General features: G+C 30.8%; 15 protein-coding genes. All 15 read right to left on the bottom strand.

Annotated elements, in window-relative coordinates:
• Position 1: 1 nt before the first annotated feature.
• The 15 genes from H593_RS0100475 to H593_RS0100405 all read right to left on the bottom strand — a co-directional run bounded on the left by H593_RS0100475 (position 2) and on the right by H593_RS0100405 (position 16,898).
• The gene (locus H593_RS0100475) at positions 2–988 is read right to left on the bottom strand and encodes a UDP-glucuronic acid decarboxylase family protein (RefSeq protein ID WP_028870600.1); all 987 of its coding nucleotides are present in this window, start codon (positions 986–988) and stop codon (positions 2–4) included.
• An 11-nt stretch (positions 989–999) separates the two neighbouring features.
• Positions 1,000–2,298 (bottom strand): UDP-glucose dehydrogenase family protein, encoded by a 1,299-nt coding sequence (locus H593_RS0100470; RefSeq protein ID WP_028870599.1) that lies wholly within the window; start codon positions 2,296–2,298, stop codon positions 1,000–1,002.
• The gene (locus H593_RS0100465; RefSeq protein ID WP_028870598.1) at positions 2,295–3,431 is read right to left on the bottom strand and encodes a glycosyltransferase; all 1,137 of its coding nucleotides are present in this window, start codon (positions 3,429–3,431) and stop codon (positions 2,295–2,297) included. Before H593_RS0100465 ends, H593_RS0100470 begins: the two co-directional genes overlap by 4 nt.
• A gap of 369 nt (positions 3,432–3,800) precedes the next feature.
• Positions 3,801–5,036: an O-antigen ligase family protein gene (locus tag H593_RS0100460; RefSeq protein WP_028870597.1), complete on the bottom strand. Its 1,236-nt coding sequence runs from the start codon at positions 5,034–5,036 to the stop codon at positions 3,801–3,803.
• A gap of 8 nt (positions 5,037–5,044) precedes the next feature.
• Complete coding sequence (locus H593_RS0100455; protein ID WP_028870596.1) at positions 5,045–6,094, bottom strand: hypothetical protein; 1,050 nt, start codon at positions 6,092–6,094, stop codon at positions 5,045–5,047.
• Positions 6,091–6,690: a DUF6418 domain-containing protein gene (locus H593_RS20680; RefSeq protein WP_147231220.1), complete on the bottom strand. Its 600-nt coding sequence runs from the start codon at positions 6,688–6,690 to the stop codon at positions 6,091–6,093. Before H593_RS20680 ends, H593_RS0100455 begins: the two co-directional genes overlap by 4 nt.
• Positions 6,691–7,361: 671 nt before the next feature.
• The gene (locus H593_RS0100445) at positions 7,362–8,390 is read right to left on the bottom strand and encodes a polysialyltransferase family glycosyltransferase (RefSeq protein ID WP_157588738.1); all 1,029 of its coding nucleotides are present in this window, start codon (positions 8,388–8,390) and stop codon (positions 7,362–7,364) included.
• Positions 8,383–9,585, bottom strand: a complete 1,203-nt coding sequence (locus H593_RS0100440) for an oligosaccharide flippase family protein (RefSeq protein WP_028870593.1) — start codon at positions 9,583–9,585, stop codon at positions 8,383–8,385. Before H593_RS0100440 ends, H593_RS0100445 begins: the two co-directional genes overlap by 8 nt.
• A gap of 44 nt (positions 9,586–9,629) precedes the next feature.
• The gene (gene pseI / locus H593_RS0100435; protein ID WP_028870592.1) at positions 9,630–10,670 is read right to left on the bottom strand and encodes a pseudaminic acid synthase; all 1,041 of its coding nucleotides are present in this window, start codon (positions 10,668–10,670) and stop codon (positions 9,630–9,632) included.
• Positions 10,654–11,538 (bottom strand): methionyl-tRNA formyltransferase, encoded by an 885-nt coding sequence (locus H593_RS0100430; RefSeq protein WP_028870591.1) that lies wholly within the window; start codon positions 11,536–11,538, stop codon positions 10,654–10,656. Before H593_RS0100430 ends, pseI begins: the two co-directional genes overlap by 17 nt.
• Positions 11,532–12,545 carry a UDP-2,4-diacetamido-2,4,6-trideoxy-beta-L-altropyranose hydrolase gene (pseG, locus tag H593_RS0100425; protein ID WP_028870590.1) on the bottom strand — a complete coding sequence of 338 codons (1,014 nt, stop codon included), beginning with the start codon at positions 12,543–12,545 and terminating at the stop codon, positions 11,532–11,534. The genes H593_RS0100430 and pseG overlap by 7 nt, the downstream gene beginning before the upstream one ends.
• A complete protein-coding gene (locus tag H593_RS0100420) occupies positions 12,545–13,858 on the bottom strand; it encodes an aminotransferase class III-fold pyridoxal phosphate-dependent enzyme (RefSeq protein ID WP_028870589.1) in 1,314 nt (437 codons plus the stop codon). The genes pseG and H593_RS0100420 overlap by 1 nt, the downstream gene beginning before the upstream one ends.
• A 40-nt stretch (positions 13,859–13,898) precedes the next feature.
• Positions 13,899–15,134: a fibronectin type III domain-containing protein gene (locus H593_RS0100415; protein ID WP_028870588.1), complete on the bottom strand. Its 1,236-nt coding sequence runs from the start codon at positions 15,132–15,134 to the stop codon at positions 13,899–13,901.
• Between the two features lie 24 nt (positions 15,135–15,158).
• The gene (locus H593_RS0100410; protein ID WP_028870587.1) at positions 15,159–15,923 is read right to left on the bottom strand and encodes a cytidylyltransferase domain-containing protein; all 765 of its coding nucleotides are present in this window, start codon (positions 15,921–15,923) and stop codon (positions 15,159–15,161) included.
• The gene (locus tag H593_RS0100405; RefSeq protein WP_028870586.1) at positions 15,924–16,898 is read right to left on the bottom strand and encodes a methionyl-tRNA formyltransferase; all 975 of its coding nucleotides are present in this window, start codon (positions 16,896–16,898) and stop codon (positions 15,924–15,926) included. It lies immediately after the preceding gene.
• Positions 16,899–16,988 lie beyond the last annotated feature (90 nt).

Below are 16,988 nucleotides of genomic sequence, written 5' to 3'. Positions count from 1 at the left end.
ATTATGTTTTTATATGTTTTGAAAAATCTCTGTGCTCTCTCTTAAATAAGTCTTCTTCTGGTAAATTTTTAAAAAACTCAAACGTTTTTTTCATACCTTCTTCTCTCGTCACTTTAGGCTCCCAATTTAATAACTTTCTAGCTAAAGAGATGTCTGGTTGTCTTTGCATAGGATCATCAACAGGTAAGTCCTTATAAATTACTTTTTGAGTTGTATTTGTTAATTTTATAATCTCTTCGGCAAAATCACAAATAGAGATCTCATGCGGATTACCAATATTTACAGGATATGCATAATCGCTAAACAATAATTTATAGATACCTTCAACTTGATCATCTACGTAACAAAATGATCTTGTTTGCGAACCATCACCAAAAATCGTTAAATCTTCACCTCTTAAAGCTTGCCCCATAAATGCCGGAATAACTCTTCCGTCATTTAATCTCATTCTAGGACCATAGGTGTTAAAAATTCTAACAATTCTAGTTTCTATTCCATGAAACCTATGATATGCCATTGTTATAGACTCTTGAAAGCGTTTTGCTTCATCATAAACTCCCCTTGGACCAATGGTATTAACATTGCCGTAATAGTCCTCTGTTTGTGGGTGAACAAGCGGATCTCCATATACTTCAGATGTTGAAGCTATCAATAGTCTCGCTTTTTTGGCCTTAGCAAGACCTAATAAGTTATGGGTTCCTAATGATCCAACCTTAAGAGTTTGTATCGGTATTTTAAGATAATCTATTGGACTAGCTGGAGAAGCAAAATGAAGTATGTAGTGTATTTTTTGATCTATTGATATGTGTTTGGTTACATCATGTTCAATAAATGAAAAATTAGTGTTTTCAATAAGGTGTTCTATATTGCGTTGATCTCCAGTTATGTAGTTATCCATACCAATGACATGAAAACCTTCTTTTATAAAGCGGTCACACAAATGTGACCCTAAAAAACCTGCAGCACCAGTAATAAGTATTGTATTCATTGTTATGATTTTTATCGACCTATTGAAATATAATTAAAACCTTCATTTTTCATATCACTTACATCGTATAAGTTTCTACCGTCAAAAACATTAAATGCCTTCATATTTGATTTCAATTTTGAAATATCAGGAGTTCTAAATATACTCCATTCTGTGCAAATTATTAAAGCATCAACATCTTTTGTGGCATCATACATATCTGATGCCAAATAAATATTATCACCAAATTTATTTTTAACGTTTGGCATAGCCTCAGGATCAAAGGCTTTAATTTTAGCCCCTTTACTCAAGAGTTCTTCAATCATATATAGTGAAGGAGCCTCTCTAATATCATCGGTTTCTGGTTTAAATGCCAAGCCCCAAACACCAAATGTTTTTCCTTTTAAACTATTATTAAAATGAGCTTCTATCTTAGGGATTAGTATTGTTTTCTGACTATCATTGACTTCAATTACAGATTTTAAAATACCAAACTCATAATCATTATCCATCCCTGATTTAAATAATGCCTTGACATCTTTTGGAAAACAGGAACCACCATATCCAATTCCTGGGAATAAAAAACGCTTTCCTATTCGGGAATCTGTTCCCATTCCTACTCTAACTTTATCAACATCAGCACCAACTTTTTCGCAAAAATTAGCTATTTCATTCATAAATGTAATTTTAGTTGCTAAAAATGAATTTGCTGCATATTTAGTAAGTTCGGCTGAGCGCTCATCCATTACTATAATTGGGTTTCCAGAACGAACAAAAGGTTTGTAAAGTTTCTCCATGAGTTTAATTGCCTTTTCTGAACTAGCACCAATAACGATACGCTCTGGTTTTAGAAAATCATCAACTGCAAAGCCTTCTCTTAAAAATTCTGGATTTGAAACAACATCAAACTCAATGTTAGCATTTTTAGCGATAGCTGCTTTAACTTTATCTGAAGTTCCTACTGGAACGGTACTTTTATCAACAATTACCTTATACTCTGTAATCAATTTACCTATATTATCTGCGACACCTAAGATGTATTTTAAATCGGCAGATCCATCTTCATCTTCTGGAGTTGGTAACGCTAGAAAAATAATATCTCCATGTTCTAATCCCTTCTCTAGTGATGTTGAAAATTTAAGTCTACTAGCTTTGATATTTCGTTCAAAAAGAACATCCAAATGTGGTTCATAAATTGGGACAATTCCCGATTTCATTTGATTCACTTTATGTTCATCAATATCAACACAAAGCACATCATTACCAGTTTCTGCTAAACATGTTCCTGTTACTAAGCCCACATAACCTGTTCCTATAACTGAGATTCTCATTTCTTTAATTTTACGTTGTTTCTATATATATTTTCTAAATTACCTATGTTATTGATAATATTAAAGTTCTCATTGAACATTTTTAATGAGTTAATTGAAAACATTTGTTTTTGTTCTTCAGAATTAATAATACCCACCACAGACTGCGACAATTCTTTTACGTCTTCATTAAATATCAATCTTCCATTGAAATTATCAATAACTAGGTCTCGATTTCCATCTGCATCTGTAGCAACTATTGGTTTCGAAAGAGCTAAGCTTTCTATAACAGCATAAGGTAGCCCTTCGTATCTTGCTGTAGTCAAATAAAGTTGTGATTTTTTTATAATATTAAAAATATCTTCCCTGGTTGTCCACTCTAACAGTGTTATATTACTTTCTAGATTTAATACTCTGATTTTCTTTTTTACTGTCTCAAGGTTTGGTGAATGAAAACCTACACCCATCAAAACCAGATGAATATCACTTATGGATTTTCTAATTTTATTTAGAACATCTAACATTAATTCAATATTTTTTTGGTAGGAAGGTCTTCCAACTGAGCAGATATAATTATCTGGCCAAGTTTTATCAATAGAAAGCGATTGAATTGTTGATATAGGCTTTATTGAATTATTAAAAAGCAATGCTTGCTCGATAGGGTACCCAACCTCATTTATAGCTCTATTTTGCTCAGAAGTAGACGATGCTAATATTTTGTTATTAGGCCCAACGAACATTTTCTCAATAGATAAGAAGATGGTTTTTTTGATTTTACTTTGACCACTCATAAAAGAATAAGCTTGAGGTGTGTGCAGTACAGGTATCTTTAGAAAGGTAGTCGCAATTTTAGCTATTATACCCCCTTTAGCGCTATGCGCATGTATGATGTCTGGTTTTTCTTTTCGTAGTATCTTAATAGCCTTGGATATCGAGGATGAATCTTTTAATGGACTAATATTTCGCTGTATTGGAATTTTATATTCCTTTATGATTTTTCCGTCTTTATCTTTAAACTCGGTATTGGTGTCCTCTAAACCATGAATAACGACGTTTTCAAAATTTTGATTGTCAATATTCTTCAAAATAATCCTTAAAGACACATCTACACCACCTACGGAGTTAAGTATATGTACAACTTTTATCTTATTCATTAAACTTTACAGTGTGATAAATCGTTGCAAATATATATTAATTATATCTTATAAACTTCAAGTATTAGTGGATAGTAAGAAATTTATAAATGTTTATATATGAAACGCTCTACCATTAATTCAACAATAATATCTGGATTTGTTTTTTATGAATTTTTTTTCATGACCTCTTAAAATATAAATAACTTAATTGTAGTGTAACCATAAAAATTAGACCCGATAAAACTCAACGTTAATTATTTTGGGCATTGAAGAAATTAAATTAATAAACATCAACCCAAAATCCTATAATTTTGAAAGCTAAAAATTAAAATTCGCATTAGAAAAAGAATTTATTTTAAATAATAAGATGATTTATCTGGTTTTTAATTACTCCAATTGATTTTCTAATGTTTTAGTAGAATTAAATAGTTTCAACTTTCCTTCAATAATTATTAAAGTAATAAATACAGCAAAGAATACTGCTCCTTTTTGCCTTTCTAGCATAGATTCTGTAATAAAAGCTATTGCGATAATCACAACAATTAATAAGTTGTCAATGGAATTTGATTTAATACTTATAATAATAGAAAGAATAAAAACCGAAATTAAAATAAACAAGCCAAATATACCTCCATTAAGTAAGGTCGTTAAATACTCATTATGAGAATTCATAAGCTCTATTTTATAATTTCTACTTGTATAAATATCATTTAATGGCTCACGAGACCCTTGAGCTCCATAACCAAAAAACAAATTAGGAGATTGACTCAAGGCGTCACATGCTGAGGACCACAGCTTTTGTCTTAAAGTAACCTTATGATACTCTTCGCCTATATCAGATACATATTCATTTGTATTAAATCCAATCTTATTTAATGTGTCAAAATACTTATCATTAACGTATCTGCTATTTTTTACTAGTACAAAACCTAACAGAACAATAAATACCATTAAGGCTAGGGTTTTGAAATTGAGCAGCTTTTTAAAGTTTACTAATATATAAATTAACGTTATTAACGTAAAAACACCAACACCCATTCTCACTCCTGACAACATGATTATTGTAAAAAACAAAGTAGCTAGCAAATATTTTATTCTTTTAAAGCCCATTCCAAAAAGCAAGATTATGTAGCCAGAATTGATATAAAGCACATCATAAGGATAGTGGAAATGATACATTGAAGTTTGTATAAAATTATAATCATTTCTATGTTCATAATTTACTGCTAAGCTATATCCTAAAGTTAAAAGAGCTAGTAAACAAAAAGCAATACATGCCCAAACATATACTATTTTAGCTTTTTGTATTTGCTCAATACTCAGGTTCAATACTACAAACAGCAAAGGAACTACAAATAAGAAAAATTGTGCATCTATCTTCGCAATATCAAAGGAACCATTAATTAACATTCCAATGACATAATAAGCATACAATAAAGTAGTTATACTAGCTAAATAATGGTTTTTAATAACAGTAAATAGATTCTTTTTATCTCCAAATACTAAAAACACAAAAGCCAACAAACCAAAAGCTATTGGAGAAAAAATTAACTCAAATGGAAGCACTAAAATAAAGAGCAAAAAACAAAAATCAATTACCTGCTTTTTTTTAACTATAGACATATTCATTACTATTCTTTAAAGTATATAACATCAATATTTGTAGCAGGACTTCTTTTAACTTCATTATTCTTTCCTGCTAAGTGGACTATTGATACCGTAGATGGAAAGTTTATATCGCCAGAATCTAAGTATAAGGCATAGTTTAACTTAGGTGAGCTCGAAGTGTTTATATGTAAATCACCAATATTTGAATCTTCAAAATCTTTTAGCCATACCGCAGTTATTTCTTTTTCCTCTCCGGGTTTTGTATAAGCGATTTTAGGCATGTTTTCAATTTCCCCTAAGCCAACAGAGGTAATAAACAATTTGTTTATCTCAATAAACTTACCCGATAAATAAGCACCATGTCTGTCTGATGATTTAATATTGGCATGTTTAATAAGAATATCTTCAGGCGAAGGGGATTTACCGTGAATCATCAATGCAGCAGGCGTATACCTAAATTGATCTCCTACAGAGCCTATGCCCTCAATTTCAAGGTAATTAATACTCAACGAGAACGTTCCTATATAAATATTACAACCTGAACTATTTAAATTTGAAATATTTATTGTTTTATCATTTTTGATTATCAAAGAATCTATAGCAACACCAGAATTATATGTAGATGAAAATGAGCTATAAGATAACAATGTTCCTGTCAAGTTTATATTCTTTATTTTTTGTTCTGAAGTTCCATTTATTAAGATTGCTCCTATAAATGCAGCCTTATCAAAATGAAGTTTCACCCCATTCCTATTAGAAAAATTTAAAACTGTTTTGTAAACACCTTCAGGAAAATTAAGCTCAAGCCCCATCTCTGCTAGGTTTAATATTTCATTCATTTTATTTTGCCCAGTTTTAGGGTGGTTTCCTACTGTTAGATCGGGAAAAACGCCATATCGTCTAACATCATTTTGAGGATACTTATCTTCTAAAGTTAGTTCATTAATAAGCACAGCCAAATCCATTTTCGGATCACTAGCCTCGATTATTAGGTTCTTTTCAGGTTTAGATTCTGATTTGCAAGCTATCAGTAACATAATAAAAACTCCAGAAATAAAAAGCTTATAATTCATCGTAAACGTTTTAGTTTTATTTTGTTTTTGTAATTGATAGAAGTGTAGGCCCCATACAAAAGGAGAAAACCAATTATAAAGTTGAATTTGTAGAAGTAGCCCATAGTTATCGCATATATTGCCCAATTAAAAAATTGAAATAAAATAACAGCCATAACATAGGCTCGCGCTTTTATAAACTGAATTAATAACCAGCCAGGAAAAGCAATTAATATTGCAGTAACAAGAATGTGAAGAATTAATGCTAAAAAAATAGGGTAAGTGTAAAATAAAATTGAAGGATATCCATTGGTGAAATTAAATCCGTTTGAAATCGCTTTGTCTAGATTCGATTTTTTTGCAGCAAATTCCCTCATCAAATGTTGCATTCCATATGAAAGATCTAGAGGGTTGTATGAATGAGGTTTATCATTATAAACATAAGTCTCAACTGTTCCCCACATTAGATGTCCTTGTAAACCAAAAGCTCTATAGAACATTGCTTCGTTAGGGTCATATATTTTAATAACCGCATAGGGTCTTCGCCGTTCGTAACGCTTATAGATTACTGTGTATACAGAACCCACGATCAAAGCTATCACAATGATAGTTTTCATATTAATATATCTTTTAAAATTTATTTTCCTTTCGGAAACTAATACCATTGGTAAGAAAAAAGAAAAAAAACCTAAAATTATAGGAGAGAATTTTTGGCCTATTAAAAAATTATATACAAAGTATAACGCTAATAAAATTAGACATTTAGTTTTATTGTTTTTATAAATTAGTCCTAAAATAAAAGGAATAAAAATAGACGTATTCCCTAATATTTTATTTAAAAACGGCAATTTAGAATTTGGCCAATATGTAAAACGAGTTACAGTGGGATCAAATAAAGGAAGTCTCGACTGACTAGCATTGTAATATAAAATTAAGAGTGTAAAAACAACTATATAGAAAATGATTTTTTCATCCACTATATTATTATTCAACCTAAAGACAGGCTGAGAAGTCTTAAAACGTTTCATCAACTCAAACACCATGAAAATAACGGTAAAAGTTATGAAAAAATACATAACATACATAAAGGTAGCACCAACAAAAAAGCTATCTCTACCTTGTTCACTTATATAAATACCTTCTTCTAAATATATTAACGATGGTATAATTGTAAGTCCTTGAAATACTAATAATCCAAATAGAAATACAATTTTATAGTCCTTTCTCGTTATAGCATACAAAAACAATAAAAATAGAACTAAAAGAAAGAGGTTAAATGCTAACGTCATTATAAAATATCAATTTCAAGTGTTTTAAAAATATTGGTTAAAACGTCCTTTTTCACATTAAAAGGAAGTACCGCAATTTTAACATTATGGTTTTTAATCGCAATTTTCAAATTTAGCATTGCACTGGATTCAAAGGAAAATATTTGACTTGGCTTTATCTCTTTTATACAAACTTCAATTGGTGTGATATCTTCAAACAACTCATATGAATTAAACATAGAATCTAATAAATTAGTTGCTAATTTGAAATCACCATTTCTATGCGGTTTGTATACTATTTTTGAATTTTCGTTAATTATAACTTGTATTTGTTCAAACAGTAGCTCTAATCTTTTCAAATAATACTCTAACCCTTCCTTAGCATTGTGCATTATATCTTGTCCAATTATTAAAATAGTATCATCATCTGGCACATAATATATCTCGTCATAGGGTAAAGATATTGATTTTTCTGGATGCAATGCTTTTTGAGGAAGCCTTACATATTGTCCTTTTACTATTGATGAAGAAATACCTGTTGGGTGTTCCTTTTCAGGAATAAAATTTATATTGTACATCACTTTACACAATAGCCTTTTCATTTTAAGCTTCTTTAAATCTATGTAAGGATAATAATAATTTAACACGCCATCTTCTACAACATAATTCTCGTTAATGAGATCTTCATTTATTAATTGATGAAAAACATAATTTGTTAACACATCATCTAAATTGCAATAATATAGATTGTATTTCTGATTTTTGTGTAATAACTTTGTATGTATTTGTTGAATAAAATTTCTATAACCTGATAATTTATGCAATTGGTATTTGAGCTTTCCTAAGGTGCTTAACTCCCCATATTTCATTTCGATCGAACCATTTATAACTGAAGACCATACTCTCTTGTCATATTCAAAATGTCCAGGGTTTAATAGTATTGTATTTTGAATTTGATCATCTTGACTAATAAGATTCTCAAAATTTATAATATGGTTTGGAGCAATCCCAATGAAAATATGTTTAATGCTTTTTGATTTATTATTCAATATCTTTACTATTAAAGTCAAGCCAATATTTTCTCTTTAAAATAAGTATTAATAGAAAACTTAAAAGAGTAGATAAAGCAGCAGCTATAAGACCAAATTTAGGTATAAAAATCAAATTTAATACAATATTCGCTAATGAGGCATAAATAGTAGGTTTTAGAATGGAATTATCTTTCTTATAAGCATACAATAAAAAGTGATAAAACAAAGACATATTAAATGCAATGTTAGCAATTAGAATAACAAAATAGACTACAATTTCAGCTTTAAACTCTGGCTTATCTTGCCAACTTAAAACGGGGAAGATTAAAAAAACCACAATTACACTTACCCCTAAGGTTGTTACCCAAAGTTCCTTAAAAAATTTAGAAATTTGCTTTTCAATTTCAATTGGCTCTTTTGCACTTATAGCTCTTAATAGGTTAGGGACTATTAGGGTTATTGTGATTGTACTAACAATAATATTGATAATGTTTGCAAAATTTGCGTAAAATGAATAGATCCCAACTGCCGATTTATCTAAGAACCAGTCAATCATATAACGATCAGAATATTCAATTATTTTATAAGCTATAGTTCCAAAAAAGAAAGGAAGGCTAATTCTGATTCCTGTTTTGATCCACTTTTTGTCAATTGAAAACCAATTGATAGTTTTAAAATCTGTGCTTCCAATTATAAACACATAGATGAGACTATACAAAACCGCCAGAAAAGAACCTGCAATCCAGTAGTATAATACATGCTCTATCGTTATGGGTCTTTCTAATATAAAATACTCTACTATTACCATAATAGCAATCCATAAGCCTGTTCTTATGAGTAATATTAAATTGGCCTGATTAGGTTTATTAAAAAGGTTGAAAAACCTAAAAAGCTCTTGTCCAAAATGCTCTAAAACTAGCAATAAGTAGAAAGGTATAATATAGCTTAACGGAATAATATCATTAATAAAAATGATGTAGATTATTGGAATGTAAACAACATAGCAAATCAAATGAAACCAGAACTGGTTTACTAAAAATTTTACTTTTAGGCTGTCATTTTCAATTATCTCGCGATGAGAAAAATTATAAAAATCTAAACCTAAAAAAAACATTAAAAAAGTTAATGTTGTGAGAACCATACTCAAAACGCCATAATCCTCAGTAGTAAGAGATTTAGACAAGGCAATAATCAATAGGAACTTTGATCCCATTGAGGATCCTCTAAGGAACAATGCCAGCATCTTTTTCTGCATAACTATATAAAATCCTCTTGACTAAGTGGTGTCCCCTTTTTTATCTCCTTTGAAAATGTAGATCCTAAAATTTGATTTAAGAATTTAGGATGTAATCCATATCCCGGTCTTATTGATCTTATATTTTCGGAGGTTAATTTATCTCCTTTTCTTACATCTTCTACAATAAATAAAGACCTAGCAAATTTTCTGTTCTTCTTTACTTTTTCAGCAAGATCGTAAGATACGGTTCCAAGTAGTTTTTCAGTATCTCTAACACGATTCACCATTTCAGTGAATTCTGCAACGTCCAAAGAAAAATCTGCATCTGGGCCTCCAATACTTTTATCTAAAATAAAATGTTTTTCAATTACTTTAGCACCTAATGAGGTGGCTATTGTTGGAGCTAAACTACCATAAGTATGATCACTAAAACCAACCTCAACACCAAAACGAGATTTTAAATCAGGAATCGTTTTTAAATTTGCTAATTCTAGAGGAGCGGGGTATGATGATGTGCATTTTAATAATATAATATCATTATTTCCCTCTTTTCTACAAGTCTCAACAGCTAATTTTATATCTTCTTCTTCAGCTATACCCGTAGACATGATTATAGGTTTGCCTTTAGATGCTGCATATGCAATTAGTGGAATGTCTTGTATTTCAAATGAAGCAATTTTATAAGCTGGAACATTTAATTTCTCTAAAAAATCTACAGCTGTAAAATCAAAAGGTGACGAAAAGCATATTAGCCCTTCCTCTTCGGCAACCTTAAACAATTGCTCATGCCACTCCCAAGGAGTATAAGCTTCACCATAAAGTTCATATAAGGTCTTTCCATCCCAAAGTGTTCCACCTTCTATACGAAAATGTTCATTGTCGCAATTAATGGTTAATGTATCTGGTGTGTAAGTCTGCAATTTAATAGCATCTGCTCCAGTTCTTTTTGCAGCTCTTATCGTTTCTATTGCTACATCGAGATTTCCATTATGATTTGCAGAGAGTTCTGCTATAATAAAGCAAGGGTTCTTACCGCCTATAGTTTTATTTCCTATTTTCATTATCAAACGCTTTTCCTAATTCAAAAATACAATTTTCTGTTCGTATAGTATCTAACTTGATAGCTCCATTTGACGTCTTAATTATTGGTGTTAAATTTATTTTACTGATGATTTGTCCATTAAGTTGTTTTTTAGAGATCAACTCATCAGTAAAAGAAACCTTATCAATAATAATTTTCTCACCGTCGTAAAAGGTGAATGCGCCAGGATATGGGTGAGCTTGAGCTCTTATCCAATTTCTTATTTTTTCTTTGGTCCAATTCCAGTTTATAGCACCATCCTCTGATGTTCTTTTTCCGAAGTAAGTAGCAAAAGAGTCATTCTGAATCTTTAAATCTAATTGATTATATTCTAAATTATGTAGTACTTGTTTTACCATCGGAAAATACTCATCAGCATATTTATTAAGCATATCTGCTCCAGTATCTTCATCTTCGATTGGAACTTTTATCTGATGTATTATTTTACCTGTATCACAACCAGCATCAATCACATGGGCAGTAATTCCTGCTTCTTTTTCATCATTAATAATTGCCCAAACATGAGGTGTTCTTCCCCTATACTTCGGAAGAAGAGAACCATGAATATTAAACGTTAGCTGTTTAGAATGGTTGATGATATCTTCTTCAATTAAAAATAAATAATTTATTGAAGCTATAACATCAATATCAAAAGCCTTAATAAACTCAAACCCTTTTTTCTTTCTAGGATTGCCTGAAAATAAAGGAATATCATTAGTTTTAGCAAATTCGATAATAGTCTTAGAATTACTATCTGTTAACACACACAAAATGTGATATTCAGGCATGATTTTTTTTAAAGTATCAAAGCCCAATCCTCCACTACATAATACTGCTATTTTCAACATATTTGTTTGATTAAGTCAATGTGTCTTGCCTTTATCCTATCATCAAACAACATACTTTGTGACTTCATAATGACATCATGATTATTTTTCCCTAAAATGTGCTTAATACGAAATTCAAAATCAGATTGCGAATAATCTTTCATATTACCACCATTATAGATAGCTCCTCTTCCTAAAAACCCTTTGTAAATAAGTTCTTGATTATCCACATAAAACCCACTAAAAATAGGCATGTTAATACAACATAATTCATACAAAATAGTGCTTGCAGGCGCAATGGCAATTTGCGATAATTGCATTATCGTAACCAACTCCTGTTCAGATAAATTTCTATGAATAGTTAATACATTTGAGTGTTTTTCTGTCAACTCTAAAAGCCCATGATGTTTGTAAGCTCCTCCTAAAACCACATGTATATGCTTTATATCTTCTAAAGCGAGTAATGCTTTAACAGCTTTGATTGTGAGATTGAAAGGGTCTGCACCACCAAAACACACAAAAGCGGTATCAATACTGTTTACTTTTCTTTCATGCTGAGCAGCTTTTAAAAAGGCTGGCCTTAATAATGCATATGATGTTCCTAATGCCAATTGTGTATACGATTGCTTATGGTAATCTGATGTTTTTAAATATGGTGAATGGTTAATAACAATGTCTGCATACATTTTTTCATTAGCCAAATCATCGATATATATCAAATTAAACCCATACTGCTTGATAGCTTCTTGGTAAACGGAATCAAAGTGATAGCCATCTGCAATAATACTATAAGATTGAGCAGGGAAATGAGTGTTAATCCAATCTGGTTCTTTTTCAATTGAAAGATGCTCTGGTATCTTTGAAACTTGATAGTCTTTTGGAATAACTTCTAATGTGGATTCTTCTTTGGTTAGAAACACAAAATCAAAATGGTCTTTTACCATTTCAACTAAACTGAATAATCGATATAAATGCCCCAAACCTGTAGTTGCATTTCCATCGGCTCTAAAGAGAATCGTTTTAGTCATTAATTTAGTCGCTTAAATCCAGAATGACATATAGGTCCGTCTAACAAGTCATGAATGTTTTTGTGACCTTGTTCGCAATCTGAAATCGTCTTGTAGACACCATCTAAAGCATCAAAATAATCAGCGATATTTTCGTCTTTATGCTCAGTACATGCATAGAAATTTGTACTTGCCAAAAAACCTTTTTTAAGCATTTCTTGAGCTACAAGTGTTTTGTAAGCCATGGCATTATCGCTTTTAAAGCTATAAGTGCTTAGCGCAGGCAGACCAGATATAGCAATGTCTATATTGTGTGTTTCAGCCAAAGATTTCCATTGACTTTGCATTTTTTTTCCTTGAGCAGTAATGATATCCCATGATTTCATTTTATGCATGACCTCTATGGTTTTTAATGCAGCAGTAGGCCCTATTCTCTCGGTCCAAAAGGTACTACTAATGAAAGAGGTCTGTGCTGCTTCCATAACAGATTTTTTTCCAACTACAGCGGTTAACGCATAACCATTACCAATGGTTTTGCCATACATAGCCATATCTGGTTCAACGCCATATTTCTTGTAAATCCCTCCGTAAGTTTCTCTAAATCCAGACGTGCATTCATCAAAAATTAATACAATATTTCGTTGAGTTGCTAAGTCTCTAACTTTCTGTAAAAAGTTATCTTCTGGACCAAAATTTCTTACCACTTCCATTTTAATCACACCAATATCATTAGTATCAATAATAGACAAAAGCTCTTCATAATTATTATAATTAAAAGGGTATACGGAGTCTTTTAAATTTTTTGGTACTCCATTAGGACTTAAACCAGGTAATAAATGTCCTGTTAATCCATCTCCATTATTATGGTTTGCAGATAAGTACCAATCATGCCATCCATGATAGCCACAAATAGCAACTTTATCTTTTCCAGATGCTGCTCTAGCAATTCTTATAGCAATAGAGTTTGCTTCTCCACCACTTCTAGCAAACCTCACCATATCTGCCCAAGGATTTAGCTCAACTAGTTTTTCTGCTAATGCTACTTCTTCTGGACAATTAAAGGTACTCATATTCCCTTTTTTCACAGTCTCCATAACAGCATTATCTACCTCATCATTTCCATAACCCAAGGTATTTGTACCAATACCCATGATACACATATCGGTATATTCTTTACCATCAAGATCCCAGACTTTACAGCCTTTTGCTTTTGAAAAGTAAGATGGCCAGTTGTCTGGTAGAAACATTTCTGGTCGTTTAGATAACAACATGGTTCCTCCAGGAATTAATGTTTTTGCTTTATTATATAGGTCTTGTCCTGTTCTATTAGTCATTTTGTTATTTTGTTATTTTGAAAATTTATCGTTCACTTAATTATTGCGAACATTCAGTATCAGATTGAACTTGATTTAAAGTAGGATTATATGCGTTTCCAATTATGTCAAAAAGCGGACCAACTGTTACTATAAAAGTAACATTTTGTGACCAAGTTTTTAAGGCGCAAAAATCAGCTAAAACAGTATTGTTTCTTAGAATTAGTTGAGCGTTTTGCACTGGTTCAAATAGGTTGTCTAATCCTTCTAAACTAATCATGTTTTCACAAGATTCTATCCATATGAGCTCCAAGCTAGTTAATAACTCTAACCCATTAAGATTTGTTATTTGATCACAATTTAAAATTTGAATATTTCGCATAATATTGACATTACTCAACCCATTTAAATTAGACAAGTTTTGACAATTATCTATCGTTAAAAATCTTAAAGTGTCTAGATTATTGAGATCATCCAAATTAGTAATTAGACTCAGTTCTTTTAATCTTAAACCAAATATTTGATTAAAGCTATTAAAATATGACAAGTCTGAAAGTGGTAAATCTGTAAGACCAATCGATTTAAATTCTTCTCCCAAAACTAAACCATTTAGGGTTGATAATGATGTATTGCTTTCTAAACTCACATGTCTTGCATCAATAGAAAATCCCGAAATAGAAGATATATTTTCTAATTGGCTATTAAATTCTATTTTTAAGCTAGGTAAACCAATAAGGTTACCTGGCGAGAGCACACTTAGATCTGCTGAAACATTTTGTAAACCATCTAGATTTTGAATCGCAGTGTTTTTAATAGTGATATACTGTTCAACTATTTGAAGTGTTTGCAGGCCTTCTAAGTTTGTAATTCCTACACCATCAACAACGAGTTCTTTAACACGAGTGTAATAAAAATTATCTACTTCTTCTTGGGTTGCTATCGTTAAGGTTCCGTCGAAAAAAGGATTTTGTAAAGTTGTAAAGCTAAACTCAGAAAAAGTTTCATTCCCATTAGAGTCTAAGGAAAAAACCGAACCTGTATAGAGTACGTTTTCACTTAAACCTGTAAAAGTGAATGTTCTAATCGTTAAATTATCTGCCACCACGTCCCCAAATAATAAAACTTTATAAACCACACTAGCTGCAGATTCTAAAATTGAAGGAGGTGTCCAATCAATTGTAGCGCCTTCTACTGTAATAGTAGACACCTCAATTTCAATAGTGTTTTCGGTATCATCATCATTGTTTGGACTACAAGCAAAAACAATTGAACATAATACAAAAAAAATCTTTCTCATATTTAAACTTTTGATTTATTAAAACTAAACAATTGTGTCATCATCCACAGATTTTTGATACCCTTCGTTTCTTACAATTTTACTGTTAAGTTCTTTAATTTTAGGGTTATCTAAATAGTAATCTGCATAAGTTTTCCAATCTTTATCAAAACCTAAGTCTTTAATAAGGTGTCTAATAACCTCTAAATCCTGAGACTCATCTACTGTTAAACGCACATGATTATAATTATTGTCTAAGCCATGATTATTAGACTTAAATAGTGTTCCTCCTTTATAAGAGGAGTTATTTCTAATATAAGGCGTCACGTGTTCTCTATCAGATTTTAAGGTCGTTTCTTTCCACGCTTTTTCTAATGCAGAAAACTTAAATACTTCAATGTCTTGACCATCTGGATAACGTTCTTCAATAATATTGGCATAATAATCTAAATCTTCTTCTTTTGCTTCGGAAATCACCTCGTCTAAAAGCTTTGGGTCTATCAAAGGGCAATCTGAAGTAAGCCTTACAATAAAATCTGGTTGGATCTCTTTTACGGTTTGATAAAACCTATCTAATACATCATTTTCGCTTCCTCTATAATACTTTACATCCAAACTTTCTGCAAGATTAACAATGACATCATCTGCTGGTTCAACAGTTGTTGCAATGAAAATATCATCAACTTGTTCTGCTTGTTTTATTCTATCAATATGAATCTGCAATAGTGTTTTATCTTCAATCTTTAATAAAACCTTATTTGGTAAACGAGTAGATCCTGATCTTGCCTGTGTTACTGCTATTACTTTCATTTATTTCAAAAATTTTCCTAATCTAAATATTTTAGATTGTTTTGTAAACTCTCCATTTATTTCAATCTTCTTCACAATTATATAACCACCTTTAACGCTAACTTTGTATTCATTATTTTCGTTTTTTCCGAAGATTAATCCATAAGAAAACGGATGAAAATCAAAGTCATTATAGAATTCAGCATCTAAAATATTGATCTTTTGATCTTCTAAAAAGCAAAAGGCGCCTTCAAAAGGGTAGCCAAAAGCAAGTATAAATAGAATTAGATCATCTCCTGAATAGTCATTAAAGTTAATTTTTCCATCTTCAGGTGTGTACAACCTAGGAAACGTTGTTGAGGCACTTGAGTCTTGTTTTTCAGGAATAAAACTTGGATTTTCTAGATTAGTTAACCCTTTTAAAATAATCTCGTGAAAGATGTCCATCCTTGCTTTAAACACATCAATAGGATATGATTTTTTAGGTATTGTATAATATGATTTGGCAATGATATCTCCTGTATCAATACCAGAATCTATAAAATGCATACAGCCATACTTTTCTTTACCCAATTCATTGTTTAATATCATCCAAGAATCACTTGCTGCACCTCTATATGTTGGTAACGGTGTTGTGTGAATATTTAGTATTTTTTGAGGGAATTCATTTAGAAAAGGAGCCTTTAAGATGCTTCTGCATCCTATGCTAATGATGTAAGCGGGATTATAATCTTTAATTTCTGAAACAGTTTGAGGGTTATTAATGTTTTCAGATTCGTGTACTTCTATATCATAATCCTTTTTTAAATTGAAAACATTATAGGCATAATCACCATAAATATCTTTTCGACTTTCAATTAATTCTAGATCCCTTTTGTGATCGCTAAATGGATGTGTAAAAAGCGCAACAACTCTATGTGTTTTACTGTTTTTTAATAAAGAATCTACAACAAATTTAACACCAACTCCATGGCCTAACAGCACTATATTTTTCATTACAAATCTATTTTGATTTTAAATTAAAGCGATTTTTTAAAACAGTAAGAGCTAATGAATAATTAATTTCCTAGTATTTTTTTGGTTTAA

Source organism: Psychroserpens burtonensis DSM 12212, from assembly GCF_000425305.1.
Lineage (GTDB): Bacteria > Bacteroidota > Bacteroidia > Flavobacteriales > Flavobacteriaceae > Psychroserpens > Psychroserpens burtonensis.
This window is presented reverse-complemented; position numbering and strand designations above follow the sequence as displayed.